Annotated in this window: 16 protein-coding genes; 2 read left to right on the forward strand and 14 right to left on the reverse strand. The window is 38.2% G+C overall.

All coding sequences use genetic code 11. The features are described 5' to 3' along the window. Positions 1 to 426: 426 nt before the first annotated feature. Positions 427 to 3,291 (reverse strand): excinuclease ABC subunit UvrA, encoded by a 2,865-nt coding sequence (gene uvrA, locus ACQKOF_RS10720; RefSeq protein WP_427556488.1) that lies wholly within the window; start codon positions 3,289 to 3,291, stop codon positions 427 to 429. 7 nt (positions 3,292 to 3,298) lie between these two features. Beyond that, positions 3,299 to 5,278, reverse strand: coding sequence for an excinuclease ABC subunit UvrB (gene uvrB, locus ACQKOF_RS10725; protein WP_427556491.1), 1,980 nt, complete (start codon positions 5,276 to 5,278; stop codon positions 3,299 to 3,301). Positions 5,279 to 5,496: 218 nt separating this feature from the next. On the opposite strand from uvrB, the gene ACQKOF_RS10730 reads away from it, so the two are divergent. Then, entirely contained in the window at positions 5,497 to 5,697 is a 201-nt protein-coding gene (locus ACQKOF_RS10730; protein WP_427556494.1) for a hypothetical protein, read from the forward strand. Between the two features lie 49 nt (positions 5,698 to 5,746). On the opposite strand, the gene ACQKOF_RS10735 is transcribed toward ACQKOF_RS10730, so the two are convergent. Further along, positions 5,747 to 5,989, reverse strand: coding sequence for an IDEAL domain-containing protein (locus tag ACQKOF_RS10735; protein WP_427556496.1), 243 nt, complete (start codon positions 5,987 to 5,989; stop codon positions 5,747 to 5,749). A gap of 226 nt (positions 5,990 to 6,215) precedes the next feature. Here ACQKOF_RS10735 and ACQKOF_RS10740 point away from each other — a divergent pair, with 226 nt between their 5' ends. Continuing rightward, entirely contained in the window at positions 6,216 to 6,725 is a 510-nt protein-coding gene (locus ACQKOF_RS10740; RefSeq protein ID WP_427556499.1) for a competence protein ComK, read from the forward strand. A gap of 71 nt (positions 6,726 to 6,796) precedes the next feature. On the opposite strand, the gene prfB is transcribed toward ACQKOF_RS10740, so the two are convergent. The 11 genes from prfB to ACQKOF_RS10795 form a co-directional block, all read right to left on the reverse strand. Next, positions 6,797 to 7,901, reverse strand: a protein-coding gene (prfB, locus tag ACQKOF_RS10745) for a peptide chain release factor 2 (RefSeq protein WP_427556501.1) whose coding sequence is annotated in 2 segments (ribosomal slippage) — positions 6,797 to 7,825 and positions 7,827 to 7,901 — 1,104 coding nt in all. Because the reading frame shifts where the segments join, the coding sequence is not laid out codon by codon here. A gap of 129 nt (positions 7,902 to 8,030) precedes the next feature. Then, positions 8,031 to 8,576: a competence protein ComK gene (locus ACQKOF_RS10750; RefSeq protein ID WP_427556504.1), complete on the reverse strand. Its 546-nt coding sequence runs from the start codon at positions 8,574 to 8,576 to the stop codon at positions 8,031 to 8,033. Positions 8,577 to 9,132: 556 nt separating this feature from the next. Continuing rightward, positions 9,133 to 11,643 carry a preprotein translocase subunit SecA gene (gene secA, locus ACQKOF_RS10755; RefSeq protein ID WP_427556507.1) on the reverse strand — a complete coding sequence of 837 codons (2,511 nt, stop codon included), beginning with the start codon at positions 11,641 to 11,643 and terminating at the stop codon, positions 9,133 to 9,135. Between the two features lie 212 nt (positions 11,644 to 11,855). Next, a complete protein-coding gene (hpf, locus tag ACQKOF_RS10760) occupies positions 11,856 to 12,407 on the reverse strand; it encodes a ribosome hibernation-promoting factor, HPF/YfiA family (protein WP_427556510.1) in 552 nt (183 codons plus the stop codon). 182 nt (positions 12,408 to 12,589) lie between these two features. Then, complete coding sequence (locus ACQKOF_RS10765; protein ID WP_427556513.1) at positions 12,590 to 12,919, reverse strand: PilZ domain-containing protein; 330 nt, start codon at positions 12,917 to 12,919, stop codon at positions 12,590 to 12,592. A 408-nt stretch (positions 12,920 to 13,327) separates the two neighbouring features. Further along, entirely contained in the window at positions 13,328 to 13,738 is a 411-nt protein-coding gene (gene fliS / locus ACQKOF_RS10770) for a flagellar export chaperone FliS (protein WP_427556516.1), read from the reverse strand. Between the two features lie 246 nt (positions 13,739 to 13,984). Next, positions 13,985 to 14,344, reverse strand: a complete 360-nt coding sequence (locus tag ACQKOF_RS10775; protein ID WP_427556519.1) for a flagellar protein FliT — start codon at positions 14,342 to 14,344, stop codon at positions 13,985 to 13,987. 30 nt (positions 14,345 to 14,374) lie between these two features. Beyond that, positions 14,375 to 16,699, reverse strand: coding sequence for a flagellar filament capping protein FliD (fliD, locus tag ACQKOF_RS10780; protein ID WP_427556522.1), 2,325 nt, complete (start codon positions 16,697 to 16,699; stop codon positions 14,375 to 14,377). A gap of 23 nt (positions 16,700 to 16,722) precedes the next feature. Next, entirely contained in the window at positions 16,723 to 17,109 is a 387-nt protein-coding gene (locus ACQKOF_RS10785) for a flagellar protein FlaG (protein WP_427556525.1), read from the reverse strand. A 187-nt stretch (positions 17,110 to 17,296) separates the two neighbouring features. Continuing rightward, positions 17,297 to 18,994: a phospho-sugar mutase gene (locus ACQKOF_RS10790; protein ID WP_427556528.1), complete on the reverse strand. Its 1,698-nt coding sequence runs from the start codon at positions 18,992 to 18,994 to the stop codon at positions 17,297 to 17,299. Then, positions 18,987 to 20,201, reverse strand: a complete 1,215-nt coding sequence (locus tag ACQKOF_RS10795) for a glucose-6-phosphate isomerase (RefSeq protein WP_427556531.1) — start codon at positions 20,199 to 20,201, stop codon at positions 18,987 to 18,989. The genes ACQKOF_RS10790 and ACQKOF_RS10795 overlap by 8 nt, the downstream gene beginning before the upstream one ends. Positions 20,202 to 20,229: the final 28 nt, after the last annotated feature.

Here is a 20,229-nt window from a genome sequence, read left to right on the forward strand (position 1 = left end):
TATTGGGTATATATCTTTTTTTAGGATCATTACCATCCCGTGGAGGTTGATTTCCGTTCCGGTTGGGCGCTTTCCTGTGGGCGTCCGATGAGCCGCTTCACTTTGCTCCAGGGTATCGGGCCAACAGATGTTTTTTGCGCGAAAGCGAAGCGGCAGCAGCACCGATGTTGGTCACGAAGGCGTTATCACAGGACGTGATGCTTTTAGCCTTGGTTCCTCTATTTCCCCAAGGAGTCGCCCATGCCCCCACTACAATCAACTTATCCACATGACATACGTTTTAACATAATGTCATCCAACTTTTGATTTTTATCAGAACAGTTTTACGTTTTATCGCCCAACTTTTGATTTTTATCGACATCCGCTGCCGGGCGCACGTAAAAAAGTTCGCAACTCCCCTTAGGGAGTTTACGAACTTTTATTTTTTTATTGAGAAGCCTTGGCTAAAACAGCCTCCATACGCATACGATCTCTTGTTAATATTGGCTTTAAATATTTCCCTGTATAAGAGCCACTTACTTCAGCTACTTCTTCTGGTGTACCTGTCGCAACAATAGTACCACCTTTGTCTCCACCTTCAGGTCCTAAATCGATAATGTAGTCTGCTGTCTTAATGACATCTAAATTATGTTCAATTACTAGCACTGAATCGCCATTTTCTACAAGACGCTGTAAAACAACGAGTAAACGTGCAATATCATGCGCATGTAAGCCCGTTGTCGGCTCGTCTAAAATATAGAATGATTTTCCTGTTGAACGACGGTGTAATTCAGAGGCTAATTTTACACGCTGTGCCTCACCACCAGATAAAGTTGTTGCGGGTTGTCCTAATTTCATATAGCCTAATCCTACATCCACGATTGTTTGGAGCTTACGCTGGATTTTCGGGATATTTTCGAAGAATACTACTGCATTTTCAATCGTCATATCTAAAATATCCGCAATGCTCTTATCTTTATATTTCACTTCAAGCGTTTCACGGTTATAACGCTTCCCATGACAGACTTCACATGGCACATAAACATCTGGTAGGAAATGCATTTCAATTTTTATAATACCGTCACCACGACAAGCCTCACAGCGGCCTCCCTTAACGTTGAAGCTAAAGCGACCTTTTTTATAGCCACGTACCTTTGCCTCATTTGTTGTTGCAAAAACATCTCGAATATCATCAAAAACGCCTGTATACGTAGCAGGATTAGAGCGAGGTGTACGGCCGATTGGTGATTGATCAATATCAATAACCTTTTCTAGCTCATCAATCCCCGTTACTTCTTTATGTTCTCCCGGCTTCACCTTTGAACGATTAAGCTTTTGAGCTAATGACTTATATAAAATTTCATTAATAAGCGTTGATTTACCTGACCCTGAAACTCCTGTTACTGCAACGAATAAGCCAAGTGGTACATCAACCTTCACATTTCTAAGATTATTTTCCTTGGCACCTTTAATCGATAATTTGCGCCCATTCGGTTTGCGTCGCTCAATTGGCAGTGGAATAAACTTCTTGCCACTTAAGTATTGCCCCGTTAAAGAGTTTTCATTTTCCATTACTTCCTGCGGTGTTCCCGCCGCTACAATTTGGCCACCATGCACACCTGCACCAGGACCAACATCAATGAGGTAATCCGCCGCCAGCATCGTATCTTCATCGTGCTCGACAACAATAAGCGTATTGCCGATATCACGCATATTTTGCAGCGTACTAATAAGACGATCATTATCACGTTGATGCAAGCCGATTGATGGCTCGTCTAAAATATAGAGGACACCCGTTAATCGTGAGCCGATTTGCGTCGCGAGGCGAATTCGTTGAGCTTCTCCCCCAGAAAGTGTCCCTGCTGCTCGGCTTAACGTTAAGTAATCTAACCCTACATTGACAAGGAAGCCCAGTCGCTCTTCAATTTCTCGTAAAACAAGTCGAGCAATTTTCATATCCTTTTCTGATAAATCCAGCTCTTTAAAAAATGTATCAGCTTCCTGAATCGAATACTGTGTGACTTCACCAATATGCTTATCTGCTAGTTTTACAGCTAATGTTTCAGGCTTTAAGCGATAACCTTTACAAGAAGGACATGCTTGCTGCGCCATATATTTTTCCATTTGTTCACGCACGTAATCAGACGTTGTCTCTTTAAAACGGCGCTCCACATTACGTACAACACCTTCGAATTCAATCATTTGATCTCGCACATTGCCAAACTCATTTTCATAATGGAAGTGGATTTTATCTGTACCAGAACCATATAAAATTTTATCCATCTGTTCTTTCGGAAGATCCTTTACTGGGACGTCCATCGGAATATTATAATGATCGCATACAGCCTTTAATAACTGTGGATAATATTGAGAGCTTGTCGGTTCCCACGGTGCTATAGCATGCTCTAATAGACTACGATCCCAATCAGGCACTACTAAATCAAGATCTACCTCTTGTGTCGAGCCTAAGCCATCACAGCTTGGACAAGCTCCAAATGGACTATTAAATGAAAACATGCGAGGCTCTAGCTCACCGATTGAAAATCCACATAATGGACAAGCATGATGCTCACTAAATAATAATTCCTCATGCTCCATCACATCAACAAGTACACGCCCATCTGCCAAACGTAATGCTGTCTCTAAGGAATCACTAAGACGTGCCGCGACACCTTCCTTCATAACTACACGATCGATGACTACTTCTATTGAATGCTTTTTGTTTTTATCAAGTTCAATCGCATCATCTAAATCACGTAGCTCACCGTCGATACGTACTCGAACAAAACCTTGCTTTTTTAAATCTTCCAGTAGCTTTACGTGCGTTCCCTTACGCCCTGATACCATTGGAGCAAGTAACTGCATTTTCGTTCTTTCTGGATAAGTTAGTAAACGATCGACCATTTGCTCAATCGTTTGGGAGGTAATTTCAATGCCATGATTTGGACAAATAGGTTTACCGATGCGCGCATATAGCAAACGTAAATAATCATAGATTTCTGTTACTGTCCCAACTGTCGAACGTGGATTACGGCTCGTCGTTTTTTGATCGATTGAAATAGCAGGGGATAATCCCTCTATCGCATCGACGTCTGGTTTATCCATTTGACCAAGGAATTGACGGGCATAGGCTGAAAGGGATTCTACATAACGGCGTTGTCCCTCGGCATAAATCGTATCGAACGCTAATGATGATTTTCCTGAGCCTGATAAGCCTGTTAGCACGACTAGTTGATCGCGTGGAATTGTGACATTGATATTTTTTAAATTATGTGCTCGTGCGCCCTGCACGACTATTTCAGTATTTTTCACAAGCCGTTCACCCTTCTGATTTCAATTCAAATATTGTATCACGCAGCTCAGCAGCACGTTCGAAATCGAGTGCTTTCGCTGCTTCCTTCATTTCTACTTCTAGTGTAGCAAGTAACTGCTCTTTTTCCGCCTTCGTCAGCTTCTTACCTTTTGTTGCCTTCGTTACATAAGTCTCTTCTTCCTCTGCTACCTGTGTCGCACGAATAACATCAGGAATTTTCTTAACAATCGTTTTCGGTGTAATGCCATGCTCTTCGTTATACGCCATTTGCATTGTTCGACGACGCTTCGTTTCTTCAATCGCCTTTTTCATCGAATCCGTCATATTATCTGCGTACATAATGACATGGCCATTGGCATTACGTGCCGCACGTCCTATTGTTTGAATGAGTGAACGCTCTGAACGTAAAAATCCTTCCTTGTCAGCATCTAAAATCGCCACAAGGGAAACCTCAGGAATATCTAGCCCTTCTCGCAATAAGTTAATGCCGATTAGAACATCATAAGTACCTTTACGCAGCTCACGAATAATTTCAATTCGCTCTAGCGTCTTAATCTCTGAATGCAAGTACTCCACCTTTAAGCCCATTTCTTTCAAATAAGCTGATAAATCCTCTGACATTTTTTTCGTCAATGTTGTAACGAGCACTCGTTCATCACGAGCAATACGACCTTGAATCTCATCGATTAAATCATCAATTTGCCCTTCAATAGGACGTACGTCAATTTGTGGATCAAGCAGCCCTGTTGGACGAATAATTTGCTGCACCATTTCCGGGGTATGCTCAAGCTCATACGGGCCAGGTGTTGCTGATACATAAATAGCTTGATGTATATGTTTCTCATATTCTTCAAAACGTAAAGGGCGGTTATCTAGTGCTGATGGCAAACGGAAGCCATGCTCAACTAGCACACCTTTACGTGCTTGGTCACCGTTATACATCCCTCGAACTTGTGGCAAAGTAACGTGACTTTCATCGACAACAAGTAAAAAATCATCAGGGAAATAATCAAGTAGCGTATATGGCGTTGCTCCCGCTTCACGCAAGGTTAAATGACGCGAGTAGTTTTCGATACCTGAGCAAAAGCCCATTTCAGCCATCATTTCTAAATCATAGCGAGTACGTTGCTCTAAACGCTGTGCCTCCAATAATCTATCTTCTGCACGTAAAAGAGCTAGACGCTCCTCCAACTCTTTTTCAATATTTTCAATAGCTTTTCGCATTTTTTCTTCTCGTGTAACGAAGTGGGATGCTGGGAAAATCGCTACATGATCACGCTCTGCTAGTATTTCTCCAGTTAACGCATCCACTTCGCGAATTCGATCGATTTCGTCCCCAAAAAATTCCACGCGGATACATTGTTCGTCTCGGGATGCGGGGAATATTTCCACTACATCGCCACGTACCCGAAACGTCCCACGTGTAAAACTCACATCATTACGCTCATACTGTACATCGACCAATTTTCGAAGCAACTGGTTACGTTCAATTTCCATTCCAGTCCGCACAGATACGACCATTTCACGATATTCTTCTGGAGAACCTAGACCATATATACAGGACACGGATGCAATAATAATGACATCATCACGCTCGAATAATGAAGATGTTGCAGAGTGACGCAACTTATCAATTTCATCATTAATGCTTGAATCTTTCTCGATATAAGTATCCGTCTGCGGTACATAGGCCTCTGGCTGAAAGTAATCATAGTAGCTAACAAAGTATTCAACTGCATTATTAGGGAAGAACTCTTTAAATTCACTATATAATTGACCCGCTAATGTTTTATTGTGCGCCATAATAAGTGTCGGTTTTTTTACCTGTTTAATGACATTAGAAATCGTAAACGTTTTTCCTGTTCCGGTTGCACCGAGCAATGTTTGATGGCGTTTACCTGCACGTACACCCTCCACTAATTCCGCAATTGCCTGTGGCTGATCTCCATTAGGCGTATATGGCGCTTGTAAATCAAATGTTTGCACACATGTCCCCGTCCTTTCTTACCAATTTGATACATATATTTTAGCATAGCATTATTAAAATTTCGAACATTTAACGAACGAATGTTTGTAAATATTTTTTCATTTGTTATATTTAAGATATTCTAGATAGAACGTATGTACCGAAATGTTTAATGACAGCCTATCTATAAATAGATTACCCTTTCCAAATGTTAGCTAATCGAGATTGGAAGATGTAAATGCATCACATTAGAGGAGAAACGCTCAAGTGGGATGAAGAATTTGATCCGGTTAGCCATAGAACTGATCCAGTGGCCGATAGAAATGCTCAGGCAGGCTCAAAACTGCTCAATTCCCACGAAATTTTGATTCCCGCCACACTCCATATCCGCTCAGAACCTAAACAAATTCAAGATATTCAATACCAATCTTGCACATAAAATAGCAAAAAAATCCCGCCCACCAATAACGGTGAGCGGGCTCATCATATTATTCACTTGCTACTTGGTGTAAAGCTACTAGTTCGGTTGCGTATAGATGAAATGCCTTTTCATCTTTTTCATCGAGTGCTCTATCTATCAGAACCATGAGCTGCTCTTCACGATGCTTACGCTGGATATGATTTAAAAATAAATCTAAATAAATCTCGTTTAATAATTTCTCTGCCTCATCAACTTTCTTTGACTGACCCACGGCTTTTAGAAAATCTGTATACGAATAATATTTATCCAACGAATCTCACCTCGATCCTTTTCTAAATTATATGAAAATTGAAATTAAAATGCAATGCTTACGAACTGAAAATCACTTCGATTTACTATTAATCTCTTGCTGTTTCAAGCAATTCCTCTAAGCAATTGCTTGAAACAGCAATGGTTTTCTTCTTTTATCTATATTTTCTGAATTCAAATTTGTGTTTTACACTTCAATAATAAATAGAAAAAGGAGGCTTACATATATGTCAGCAAACTACGTCAATGCATATTTAATGTCTTTCAACACCTATTTACTTCAGCCAATTCAGTACGACTCTAAAATCTTCACACGGGTAATTGATAAGCATAATGAACTGATCGTCACACGAAAGCCAATGCATATATTACGAAAATCTTGTATTTCACTTGGAACAACCTATGAAGCAGCAAAACATTCCGCCAAACGCTTTTTCGGCAATCAGCATAAGCTTCCAATCGTTGTTGCTTATGATTACGGTTATCCATGTATTTTTTTTCCAACATATTCGCCAAACTCTGTCCACAATATTTGGATTGGGCTTCACGCCATTGCGAATATTGTACCGAGTAAAATGGGCTGTATCGTCACACTGAAAAATAATAAACAGATTGAACTGTCTATTCAATATGCTTCGATTAGTAAGCAATTTGTCAATGCATCGATGCTCTATAAGCATTACATGAATGAGCGTAAGCAAATTAGCCAAGACACTCCGTATCATCCACCTTTTTAAAAAAAGGTATCACCAGAACTAAAAAAACCCCCTCAAAAGCACAATTTCACTGTGCCTCTGAGGGGCTTTTATTACCCGATTTTTGAACGTAAGTATGCATTAATGAATGGATCTACATCGCCATCCATCACCGCTCCTACATTACCTGTTTCTTCATTTGTACGATGATCCTTCACCATTGAATATGGATGGAATACATATGAACGAATTTGTGAGCCCCAGCCGATTTCCTTCTGTTCACCACGGATTTCATCTAGCTGTGCCTGCTGCTTTTCGATCTCTAATTGATAGAGTTTCCCTTTTAACATCGTCATGGCTTTTTCACGGTTTTTAATTTGTGAACGTTCTGCCTGACATTGTACGACAGTACCAGTTGGAATGTGCGTAATACGAACAGCTGAATCTGTCGTATTAATATGCTGACCACCTGCACCTGTTGCACGATACGTATCAATTTTTAAATCCTCTGTACGAATATCAATTTCAATATTGTCATCGAATTCAGGCATAACATCACAAGAAACGAATGATGTATGACGACGACCTGAAGAGTCAAACGGTGAAATACGCACTAAACGATGGACACCTTTTTCTGCTTGCAAATAGCCGTAAGCATTATGACCCTTAATGGACAATGTTACAGATTTAATACCTGCTTCATCGCCTGGAAGATAATCAACGGTTTCGACTTTAAAGCCACGTTTTTCCGCCCAGCGTGTGTACATACGAAGCAGCATTGAGCCCCAATCCTGAGATTCCGTACCACCTGCTCCTGGGTGCAGCTCTAAAATCGCATTATTTTGATCGTATGGACCACTTAATAGTAATTGCAGCTCAAAATCGCCCATTTTTTGCTGGAATTCTACTAATTCATTGCCTAGCTCTTCATGCAATTCTTCATCAGGCTCTTCTCGCAATAGCTCTAGCGTCATATCTAGGTTCTCATGTGTTTCCAATAGATCTTTATATTCATTAACAATTGCCTTTAAACCATTGCTTTCATTAATGATTACCTGTGCGCCTTGCTGATCATCCCAGAAGCCTGGCTCAAGCATCATTTCATCTAATTCCTGAATGCGTGCCTCTTTGTTTTCTAAGTCAAAGAGACCCCCTAAAATCCGCCAATTTTCCGGCTGAAGTGTCTAACGCGTTACGTACATCTGCTAATTCAATCATTGTTAAATCCTCCGAACATTATTAATGGGGCCATCATACTTCATTTTTCAACCCCGTATCTCTTCATTATAACGTTTTTACGGCGGAAAACATACTTTTTTACAATACAGTATGATTTACAATAGTGTATCAATCCTTTTCAGCTTCATCGTCAAAGATAACGTTGTTCGCAATTCGTTGGAATACTCTACCTTGATCATATTGAACTAGTAAATGCTTCATTCGTTTCTCCAGTTTATATTTTAGTAAAAACGCTCTTTGAATTCTGGATTCGAATGCTCTGACACTTAGATCCACATTAAATTCATAGCCGTTCATAAAAATTACTTTTGTACACTTATTATCCACAGCTTGATAGTCCTCGATATGATGGACAGCAAACCATGTACATTCAGGTCGTAAATAAGACTTACTTGGAAACCATACAATATTACTTCGTTCATGAACAACTATGGGATTTTTATTCAGCTTTCCAAGTATCATTTTCGAGCCATCGAAAGCCCCTCGTAAGCTTGAACCAAAATAACGTAGATTATAATCCATTAATTTTGTCGGTGCTAATTTTGAAATATATTCGTTATCCCTTTCTATTACGCGTGTGCACAAGTTTCCATAAGCATCATACTCCGGTATATACAGCATCGTTTCACTACTCATGATGTCATCACAATGCATGTAAATCCTCCTTAAAATAATATTTATTTTTTCTAGTAAAGAGGAGTATACTAATAAATATATTGGTATACTCCAATGTATTTCCTCGAGAAGGTCTTCTAGGACTCCTATTCTCGAGGATTTTTATGTCCACACATGAATCACCCCCTTATCAAAAGAAAATAAGTTCAAATTCACAAAACTTTCATCCTATTCATGTATACTCATAATAAATCAGAAAAAAGTTATAAACATTACCCTTTTTATTGAACTATTTACCTATTGTTGTAGTATTATGTACCTTTTTCTGAATTTTCTAATATTTTTGTAGATTTAAGCTCTCTATCAAAACAAGCTCTCCTCTTCCTCTCTCGAGAATGTTATAAAATTGAAAAGTGCAATGTGTCGCACGCAAATGTTTCAGTAAATGGCCCATACCTTCTACCAACTGACGATTGTTAGCTAACCAATTCCAGCAAGAGTTATCAGTCCTTTTAAAATGTGAAGATTCCCTAAAACATAGAAAAAAAGACCATTTTAACATTCCGTTAAAATGGTCTTTTTCATAATCGTTAACTTATTGAGCTGCACCATGGCAGTTTTTAAATTTCTTACCGCTTCCGCACGGACATAAATCATTACGTCCGACATTTTCTGCCTTACGGACCGGTTGCTTTTTCGGAGCTGAACCGCTATCCTCTTTCGGATTAACAGCTTGACCTTTTGCAACTTCCTCACGCTCTAAATTATTATGGATTTCTGCCTTCATCGCATATTTTGCTACATCTTCGCGGATGGAAGCGACCATATCCTCAAACATAGCAAAGCCCTCTTGTTGATACTCACGAAGCGGGTCATTTTGACCATATGCACGAAGATGGATACCTTGACGTAGCTGATCCATAGCATCAATATGGTCAATCCATTTCGTATCAATTGAACGTAATAAGATAACCTTTTCAAACTCACGCATACGCTCGGGTGTAAGCTGTTCTTCTTTTTCATCATAACGTGCTTGGACAGCGTTTGAAATTAGCTGGTTAATCTCTTCTGCAGATTTACCTTGGAAATCTTCCACCTTCAGAACGCCTTCATCTAATAGGTTTGCTGCGACATAGTCATCAATTGCTTTTAAATGCCAATCCTTTTGCTCACCTTGCGTATACAATGCGACAACGTTGTCGATCGTTTCTTGAATCATAGACTCAACAAGCACACGCATATTTTCTGTTTCTAATACGTCATAACGCTCTTTATAAATAATCTCACGTTGCTGACGTAGCACATCATCATATTGTAAAAGACGTTTACGAGCATCGAAGTTATTACCTTCAACACGTTTTTGAGCTGACTCAACAGCTCTTGAAACAACTTTAGATTGTAGTGGCTGTGAATCATCCATCCCTAATTTCATCATCATGGATTTCATATTATCAGAGCCAAAACGACGCATTAATTCATCTTCTAGTGACAGATAGAATTGAGTAATCCCTGGGTTCCCTTGACGACCAGAACGACCACGCAGCTGGTTATCGATACGACGAGATTCATGACGCTCCGTACCAATTACCGCTAAACCGCCAAGCTCCATTACACCTTCTCCAGGTTTAATGTCTGTACCACGACCAGCCATGTTCGTAGCGATTGTTACTGCACCCTGCGTACCAGCATTCGCAATAATTTCGGCTTCACGCTCATGGTTTTTCGCGTTTAATACGTTATGTGGGATTTTATGTTTATCCAATAAATTCGAAATAATTTCAGATGTTTCAATGGCAACAGTACCAACAAGAACAGGTTGTCCTGCTTTATGGCGCTCTGCAATATCTGCTGCCACCGCTTTATATTTTCCTTCCATCGAAGCAAAAATTAAGTCTGGACGGTCATCACGAGCTATCGGCTTATTCGTAGGGATCGCCACAACACTCATATTATAAATATTACGGAATTCCTCTTCCTCTGTTTTCGCTGTACCTGTCATACCTGAAAGTTTTTGATACATACGGAAGTAGTTTTGGAATGTAATTGTCGCCATCGTCATCGATTCATTTTGAATCTCTACGCCCTCTTTGGCCTCAATCGCTTGATGTAGTCCATCCGAGTAACGACGACCTTTCATTAAACGACCTGTAAAGCCGTCAACAATAATGATTTCGCCTTCTTGTACAACATAATCAACATCATTATGCATACTTACATGCGCTTTTAACGATTGATTAATCGCATGGTTTAAACGTACATGCGTTAAATCAAATAAGTTATCAACGCCAAATGCTTTCTCTGCTTTTTCAACACCAGCATCTGTTAACGTAACACCTTTTGTCGACTCTTCATATGTGTAATCCGTTTCCGCACTTAACATACGAACAAACGCATTAGACTGTTTATAAAGCTGCGCTGATTTCCCAGCCTGACCCGAAATAATTAATGGCGTACGCGCTTCATCAATTAAAATCGAGTCAACCTCATCGATTACTGCATAATGTAGCGGACGTTGTACACGTTCCTCTTTATAAAGCACCATATTATCACGTAAATAATCAAAGCCTAGCTCATTGTTTGTACTATACGTAATATCAGCTTCATAAGCTGCACGTTTTTCTTCTTTCGACAGGCTATTCAAGTTTAAACCAACTGATAAGCCTAAGAAATTATACAGATGCCCCATTTCTTCAGCATCACGACTCGCTAAATACTCGTTGACTGTTACAACATGCACACCTTTACCAGTAATGGCATTCAGGTAAACAGCCATCGTAGCCGTTAACGTTTTACCTTCCCCGGTTTTCATCTCCGAAATATTACCTTCATCAAGTGCAGCAGCACCCATAATTTGTACACGGAATGGGTACATCTCTAACACACGCTTGGACCCTTCTCGACAAACAGCAAAAGCTTCCGCACGAATCGAATCTAAATGCTCTCCGTCGGCATAACGTTTTTTAAATTCTTCTGTTTTCGCTTGTAATTGATCATCTGAAAGCTGTTCCATTTGAGAAGCGAATCCCTCAACCTGGTCAGCGATTTTTTCTAATTTTTTTAGTTCACGTTTATTGAAATCAAATAATTTATTTAATAGGTTTACCATGAATTTTTTCACTTCCTATATAGTCTCAACTTTCATTTTACCATTGTATAACAGATTCATGCAAACAGAGTCCCTAGCATGAAAAGAAATCATATCAATTTGGTGAAAAGATATACCTGCATTCATCCCACCACCTATAGAGGTAATAATTTCCACTGAATGAAGATAAAAAAGGCTCCCGCTTTGGCGAGAGCCCTTGTACATATTAAAGTTTAAGTTGTTTCAATTAAGCCGTATTTACCGTCTTTGCGTTTGTAGACAATGTTTGTGCCATTTGATTCTGCATCTGTAAAGATATAGAAATCATGCCCTAGCATATTCATTTGTAAAACAGCTTCTTCTTGATCCATCGGTTTTAAATCAAATTGCTTTGTACGAACAATTGAATATTCTTCTTCCTCTGTTGTTGCATTAGCTGCTGCTTGAGAAGTAGCAAAATAAAGGCCTGTACCTTCGCGCTCACGGAATTTACGGTTTACCTTTGTTTTATGCTTACGGATTTGACGTTCTAATTTATCAACGATTAAGTCAACCGCAGCATACATATCATTATGACGCTCTTCTGCACGAAGAGTTAAGTTCTTCATTGGAATTGTAACTTCCACTTTTGTTTGCTTGTCATTATAAACCTTTAAATTTACGTTAGCGTTGGCGTTAACATCTTCGTTAAAATAACGTTCAACTTTGTCGATTTTGTTCTCAACATATTCTCGAATAGCTGGAGTTACCTCAATATTTTCACCGCGAATGTTAAAGTTTAACATGTAAACTCCTCCTTTATAACTGCTATACTATATATTTCTACACAAGTGTGCGAAATTCCTCTAAAATAATTCTTTTTTTCACAAAAAAATTTTTTCCTGCAATAATGGGCAGTATCGGCGAAAGCAAAAGAAGTTAGGTGAGGGATGAACAAAATCCGTCCCCCACTGATGAATGTTTCACTTTATAAATGAATGTTATTTAATTTTGCCTCATCCGCTTCTTTTCTTCGGCGCAGCTTCAACTCTTCGACAATCAAATCTTCAACCGATTCTTGATTATTAAAATTCACACCATACTGCTTACCATTACCAAAAGGCCGGCTCCAAATAACTTCACCATAAGCTCGTACCTCTCTCGTATCCAGAATAAAGCGTAAATCCAAAGGACGAGGATTAACACCTAAATCCACCTCAGTAAACATTTTTAACCCTCGTGGACTTATATCAAGCAAATCAGCCATTGCCGTTTGCGCTTGATTGACTCTACCATTCTCGTATATTGCAAAAGTCATTTTAACAGGCTCCTCGAATTTAAATCGAAAGCCTTCTTGGCGCTTAAATATCATCTTCCCACCTCAATACTATTCTAAACATCTATTTAGCTTGATTATGACACGGTGCATGTTTTACATCTAGAGGGAATAAGTAACATATTTTGCCGGATAAAGACCTATTTTATGACTAAATCAATTACGCCTCGGCATAATTGCGTCCGGAATCGGCTTTATGCTTAGGCCTGCATGATGCAGGTCAGTTAGCCGTTGCCACGTGGCGTTCTTAGACTGAGTTCCTCTATTTCAGCGGATGTTTGTACACCCGCTGAAAGAAGTTAAACGGTTCCCTTTTGTATGATGTAAAGGTCGCATCTCGTATTTTTCGCAAAGAAAAGAGACCATCTTGAACGATGGCCTCAATGTTGTCTAAATTTGTCCAGTGTTTCCCTGACCGTATTGCTGCTGTCGATTGATGCGAATAACTTCCTTCCATGTATCACGGAATTCCGTCACTAATCCCTCAACTTCTTCAATAATAGCGACATCACTTTGAATGTTTGCCTCGACTAAACGATGGTTGATATATTCATAAAGGGCAAACATATTTTTTGACACTTCGATGTCCATATTTAATGTCGCCATCAGCTCGCTAATGATCGCCTGTGCTTTAATAAGATTTGTATTTTTTTCCTCGACATTTTTTTCGTGAATCGCGTGTTTTGCTTTGTGCAAGAACTTTAAACATCCATTATAAAGCATTAACGTCAGCTCACCAGGGGAAGCAGTGGTAACACTGTTTTGTTTATACGCGTTTTGTGCTGTTAAATTTGCTGCCAATAAAGGACAACTCCTTTTAAAAGGTTACTTATTTACTATTTTAAACCATCTTACGAAGAAAAGCTAATAGATCAATTACGCCTCGGCAGAATTGTTGCTGTCGCTTCGCTTTCGCACAGATAAACAATGCGTCAGGATTTTGAATTGTGTAATTACAATTCACTCCTTTTAAAATCCATGACATCCGCCGGGGCTTTATTTTCCATATAGCTGGCGCCGTTCGCCAGGCTAAATAGAGATAAAATGTTAATTCTTTTTGTCATAATACATACCATCCATTACACGAACATTCGAGTAAGGATTGAAGTATTGCTCTTCACTTTTTTTCGTTTTCTGTAGGTTTGCCATATCCTGTTTTACGGCCCTCATGACAGTAGCCAATCGTTCTTTTATCCCATTATCTAATTCAAGTAACGTTCGATGAATGCGATTCTGTTCGTCGAATTGAAAGCCTTCTTGAACTAAATCTTCAATAATTTCACCACGTTTGTCCAATATACTGTTGATATTATCAATATACTCATCGCGCTCTTCACCTTTTGGAATGTCACCCAAAAGTTTGAATAAATTAGCTGATACTTGTAATAGTTGATCTATTAGTTGCATAATATTCTCCTACCTTGCTAATTAGAAATCTCAACCTGCACCTTGCATGAACATACTAGATTGCTGGTTTCCTTTGTTTATCGCTTGCTCCATAGCCGTAAATTGTTTCCAGTAGCGAGCTTCAATATTCTTCAATTTAGCTTGTAATTTAGTAATGCGATCATCAGATTCAACAATTTTCTTACCCAAACTATATGATTGATCTGTTGCACCCTCTCTACCAGCCTTTTTTTCAATATTTTTAGTAAGTGCATCAATCTCATTACGTAAACGTTGAGTAATACCTCGTGAATCTTGTGTAACTTTTCTACCTTTTTCATCAGTTGTCGTAGTTACACTACCTGTATTAGCAAACATTTGAACAACTTGATCAGGGTCTTTCGCTAGTGCTGCATCCAGTTTGCCTTCATTAATTTCTAATTTTCCACTATCTGATAACTTCTTAGATGTTGTAATGCCAATTTCAGCTAATGAATCTATTGTGTCGTCACCAAGTCCGTTTACCGATGACATAAACTGCGTACGGATTTTAGATAAGCCATCTCGAATTAAGGAATCGCTACGTAATAAACCACTTTTTGCTTTTTCATCCCATAGCTTTTGTTCGTTTTCAGACATATCTTTACGTTCTTCACTTGTTAGTGGTGGATAGTCACGATATTTCTTCTCTTTTAATAAACTATTTAGCGAATCTACCATCTCATTATAAGTTTTAACAAACTCTTTAATAGTATCTTTTATACTATTGGTATCAGTTGTTGATGTAAGATTTACAGCCGCTACAGCTGGAGAAGTATCGTTTTCCACGCTATCCGATGCTGCTTTTGCATTATCATAAGATTTTTGCGCTTCATCTAGACGTTTTTGACCCGCCACTGCATCGTTTTCTGCTGTTTTATACGCTGCTTCATTATCGGTATTTATTTTCTCAATGGCACTGAACTGTTGAAAATCTTCTAAGTCACCACTTAAATCAGCTAATTTATTTAAATCTATTCGATCCATCTTGCCGAATTTATCTTTAATAGCGTCATCTTTCCCTGCCAAAATTTGATCGATTTCACTATCTGTTTTTCCTTTAATATCGGATAAGAAAGCTATATCATCAGTAGTTAAATCATTTAAAAATTTCTTATCTAGTGCTTTATATGAATTTTCAAAATCAACTTGATGTGCACGTTCAAGCAAAGCTGGACCATCCGGGCTTTGTAATGCCTGTAAATCGTCAGATGACAGTCTTAATAATTTTGCTTTTTGTTCATCTGTTAAGCTGGAATTATTGATAGATGATTTAATACTATCAGCATCTGTGTAATCAATGTTCAAAGATTGCAGGTCAGTCAAATCATTAGAGTTGAGGAGAGCAACCATCCCTATATTTGTGAACTTATTAAATTTTTCTTGTTGTTCTGCTGTTAAATTATTTTCACCGAAAGTATTCTTATATGCATTTTTATACGTACTATCTCGATAGCTTTCATATGCAATAAGCTTACTCTCTCTCTCTGCTTCTAAACCAGGTAGTGCAGCCTTTGCATTATTTAATTCTACTTGTGCTGCTGCCAAGCGATCAGCTGCACCCGATTTAGCATTGAATGTTGACTTTAGTGATACCTCAAAGCCTGAGATTGTAAAAGTATTTGATGAACGCTCCATTGAAATGCCATTTACTTTAAAGATTGCATTTTTACCTGAACTTGTTGTCGCACTATCCATACCTAATGCATCAAACAGTTCCTCTCCATTTCCAAACACAATTTCACCGGTACCACTTTTTGCACTACCTGAGTTATTTGCAGTTAGTGACAGTTGTCCATTTTCAAATAATGCTGTAACACCTGCATTGCTTTGATTGATTCTTTTTACTAAATCGTCAACTGTGTCTTTTGTTGGATCGAAGGTAATTGTCGTTGCCTTTTCTGCCAAATTACCATTTTTATCAATAGCTTGAATCTCTACTGACGTAACAGAATCCCCTACCAAAGCAGACAACTTTGTTGTTCCTGTATACCCTGTTTGTCTACCAATCATTTGGGTTGATGTAGCTAATTGTGTAACACTTTCAATATTGAGCGTGCCAGAAGCTGTGTTTGTTGCCTTTACAGTGGCTAAGTTTTCATTAGAAGATGTGGCTGTTTTTTTCATCATTTGACTTTGTAAAAATGTATTTTTGAATAAAAAGTCATCTAGTTTTTTCAGTGTTGTGTTTACATTGCGATACGCATCACGTTGCCATTCGTATGTTTGCTTTTTTTGAAAAACTTTATTCAAAGGCACCCTCTCTGCCTGCATCAGCTTCTCTACAATACTATCAATATCCATCCCTGACGCTAATCCGCCCATTCTCATTACCATGTTTATTTCCTCCCAATTCCCGTTTAAATTTTCTCGTCTACAATCATTCCAACCATTTTTTGCATTTCATAGAAAGCATCTAATAATTTTTTAGGTGGAATTTCCTTAACAACTTCCTCAGTATCACAATTCACTATTGTCACATAATAGCGTTCCAAGCCTTCATGATAAACAAATTTCGAAGAACTGTTATTTATCCCCAAAAATTCATTTACAACGTCGACAGCTTGTTTTAGTTTTTCTTTTGAAATTTCCTGCTCTTCTCCAACCGTAGATGTATCTTCTACTACCGGTTGAGAGCTTGTTACTGTTGAAACATTAGGCGTCATATTTTCCTGCACATTGATTGCTTTTGTATCAGTTGGTACAGTAATCTTATCAATTGACTGCCCTTGCGATGCAATACGCATTTAACTCAACCTCCTAAACTTTTCAATTGCTTACCATTATTATCGGAAGCATTTTGTATACTTTCACGTTTTTTGGTAAACAAATGCTTAGTATCTTGATTAAGTCTTCAATTCATTTTTTAGACAAGCTGTAGTTAAAAAAACTCGAAATCAGACAATAAGCCGAATTCGAGGATTTTTTAAATTTTTAATTAATAATTTTTCTCATATACTCTTCTATATTAATTATGGCTTCAAATGCTTCTGTTTCGCTATCCTTTCGTACTCCAATGTAAATCTTACATTTTGGTTCTGTTCCAGAAGGTCGAATACAAATCCATGAACCATCTTTTAATCTATATTTGAGAACATCCGTTTTTGGTAAAGATAATGCTTGTTTCTCTCCGTTTGCAAGATACTTAAAACCAACTTTGTAATCTTCTTTTGCTATAACTTTGATTCCAGCTATTTCGATAAGTTGCTTGTTTCTAAAGTGCTCCATAATATTGGTTATACGTTTCTGCCCCTCTATCCCCTCATATGTAAATGACAACAAATTTTCTTGATAATATCCATGTTTTTGGTAAAGGGAGTTCAGTACATCTAAAAGTGTTAAATTTTGTTCTTTGTAATAAGAAGCCATTTCTGCAGTTAAGAGCGCAATTTGTACTGCATCTTTATCTCTTGTAAAATTTCCTGCTAAATACCCGTAGCTTTCTTCATAGCCAAATAAAAATGAATGCTCACCAGTAGTTTCAAACTCTGCGATTTTCTCAGCAATATACTTAAAACCTGTAAGTGTATTTATTGTTTGTATGTTGAAACTATCTGCAATTGCTGTCCCTAACTCTGAGGTTACAATAGTTTTTAACATTGCCCCATTCGAAGGTAAAGTTCCTACTCGTTGCTTTGCAGAAAGTATATAGTTTAACAACAGAGCTCCAAGCTGGTTTCCAGAGAGAAGCTGATAATGTTCCCCATTAAATATCGCTACACCAAGACGATCAGCATCTGGATCTGTAGCTAGTATTAATTCAGCTTCAACTTTCTTCCCTAAAGCAATCCCCATTTGAAAGGCAAGAGCTTCTTCAGGATTGGGATACAACACTGTTGGAAAATCGCCATCTTGATTAGCTTGTTCGTTAACAATATGTACATTTGTAAAGCCTGCCTCTTTTAAAGCACGCTTTGTCGGCACAAGACCCGCACCATGCAAAGGAGTATAGACTATGTTTACATCCTTTTTACCATTAACTTGAACAAGTGTTTTTAGAGCAGCATTATACGCATCATCCAATTTTTCTAGCATCTCAATGCAATAACCCGATGTAAACAATTCACCTTTTGTTAGGGAATGAATTTTAAAAATATCGTTTACACTTTTCATATGTTCAGAGACTTCATCGGCAAATTGAGGTGTTAACTGTGCTCCATCTTGACCATATACTTTAAAACCATTATATTCTTTAGGATTATGACTTGCTGTAATAACTACTCCGGCATAAGCCGCTAAATATCGAATAGCAAAACTTAATTCAGGAGTTGGTCTACTTTCACTAAATACATAGCTTTGTATACCATGCGCAGCCAAAACTCCTGCTGTTTCATAAGCAAATTCCTGTGAAAAATGTCGTGTATCATACGCAATAACGACACCACTTATTTTCGCCGCTTCTCCCTGACATTCAATTTGACGAGCTAATCCTTCAGCTACTAAACGAATGGTATGAATATTGATACGATTTGTGCCAGCTCCTAGCTTTCCCCTCATCCCACCTGTACCGAAAGGAACTAATTGATAGAAATGATCTTCTATCGCTTGTTTATTATTAGTAATTTCCAGCAGTTCATCTTGATACATACTATTCGCTTTTTGTCGCCATAACTCATACAACTCTCTATGCACGAACCTTCACCACATCTTCCTTTAACAACTCTAACATTTTCTTTTTATATGCTTCTACACCAGGCTGATCAAATGGATTTACCTCAAGTAAGTTAGCACTGATAACACACGCTTTCATAAAGAACATCATCAAATATCCAACATGATATGCATCTAATTTTGGCAATTCTATACGAATAACAGGTACGCCACCTTCTTCATGTGCAAGTGCTACCCCATCTTTTGATGTTGCATTTACCTCATTCATTGATCGACCAGCTAAATAATTCAGACCATCTATATTTTCAATAGAAAAAGGGATTTCAATATCTTCTTCGATATTATCAAAGTGAATAAGTGTTTCAAACATTATACGACTACCATCTTGAATAAATTGTCCAATAGCGTGTAAATCTGTCGAATAGTTCACGGTTGAAGGATATAGCCCTTTATGCTCTTTCCCTTCACTTTCTCCAAATAGCTGTTTCCACCATTCATGCAATTTATTAAGTCTTGGCTCAAACGAGGCAAGCAGTTCAACTGAATAACCTTTTTTATATAATGCATAACGATTACAAGCATAATCGACTGCACTATTCGCTTCACTAGAAAAATCTAATTCCGCTTGTCTTCCCCCACGAACAAAAGCTTCTATATCAATACCTGCAACTGCAATTGGTAATAATCCTACTGGCGTAAATACAGAATAACGTCCTCCAACATCAGACGGAACAGTAAATTGGCGATATCCTTCTTTTTTGGCAATTTGCTTTAAGATTCCTTTTTCAGCATCAGTAGTAACAATTATTCTTTTACATGTCTCCTTACCATATCTTTGCTCCATATATTTTTTCACAACTCGAAAGGCAAGCGCAGGCTCCATCGTTGAACCAGACTTTGAAATAACATTGACATAAACGTCCTTCGTATCTAAATAAGACAATAGCTGCTTTAAATAGGCACCACTCATATTATTTCCAGCATATAAAATTTCGACACCATTATTAGTATGGAAATAAGGAGTTAGAGCATCAATCACCGCACGTGCACCAAGAAAAGAACCACCGACACCAATAACTAGAAAAATTTGTGCTCTTGAATTTATCTGATTTGCAACATTTTGAATCGTAAAAAGCTCTTGCATAGTAACAGGATTATAATGCTGCATGCACGGATTTTCTGAAATTTTCATTTTAGGAAGATTAGCTAGTGGATGAAAATTAATCATATCGTCAACTCCTGTTAAAAACAGCTTA

Origin of the sequence: Lysinibacillus sp. NPDC093190, assembly GCF_050280425.1 — a bacterium.
Taxonomy (GTDB): domain Bacteria; phylum Bacillota; class Bacilli; order Bacillales_A; family Planococcaceae; genus Lysinibacillus.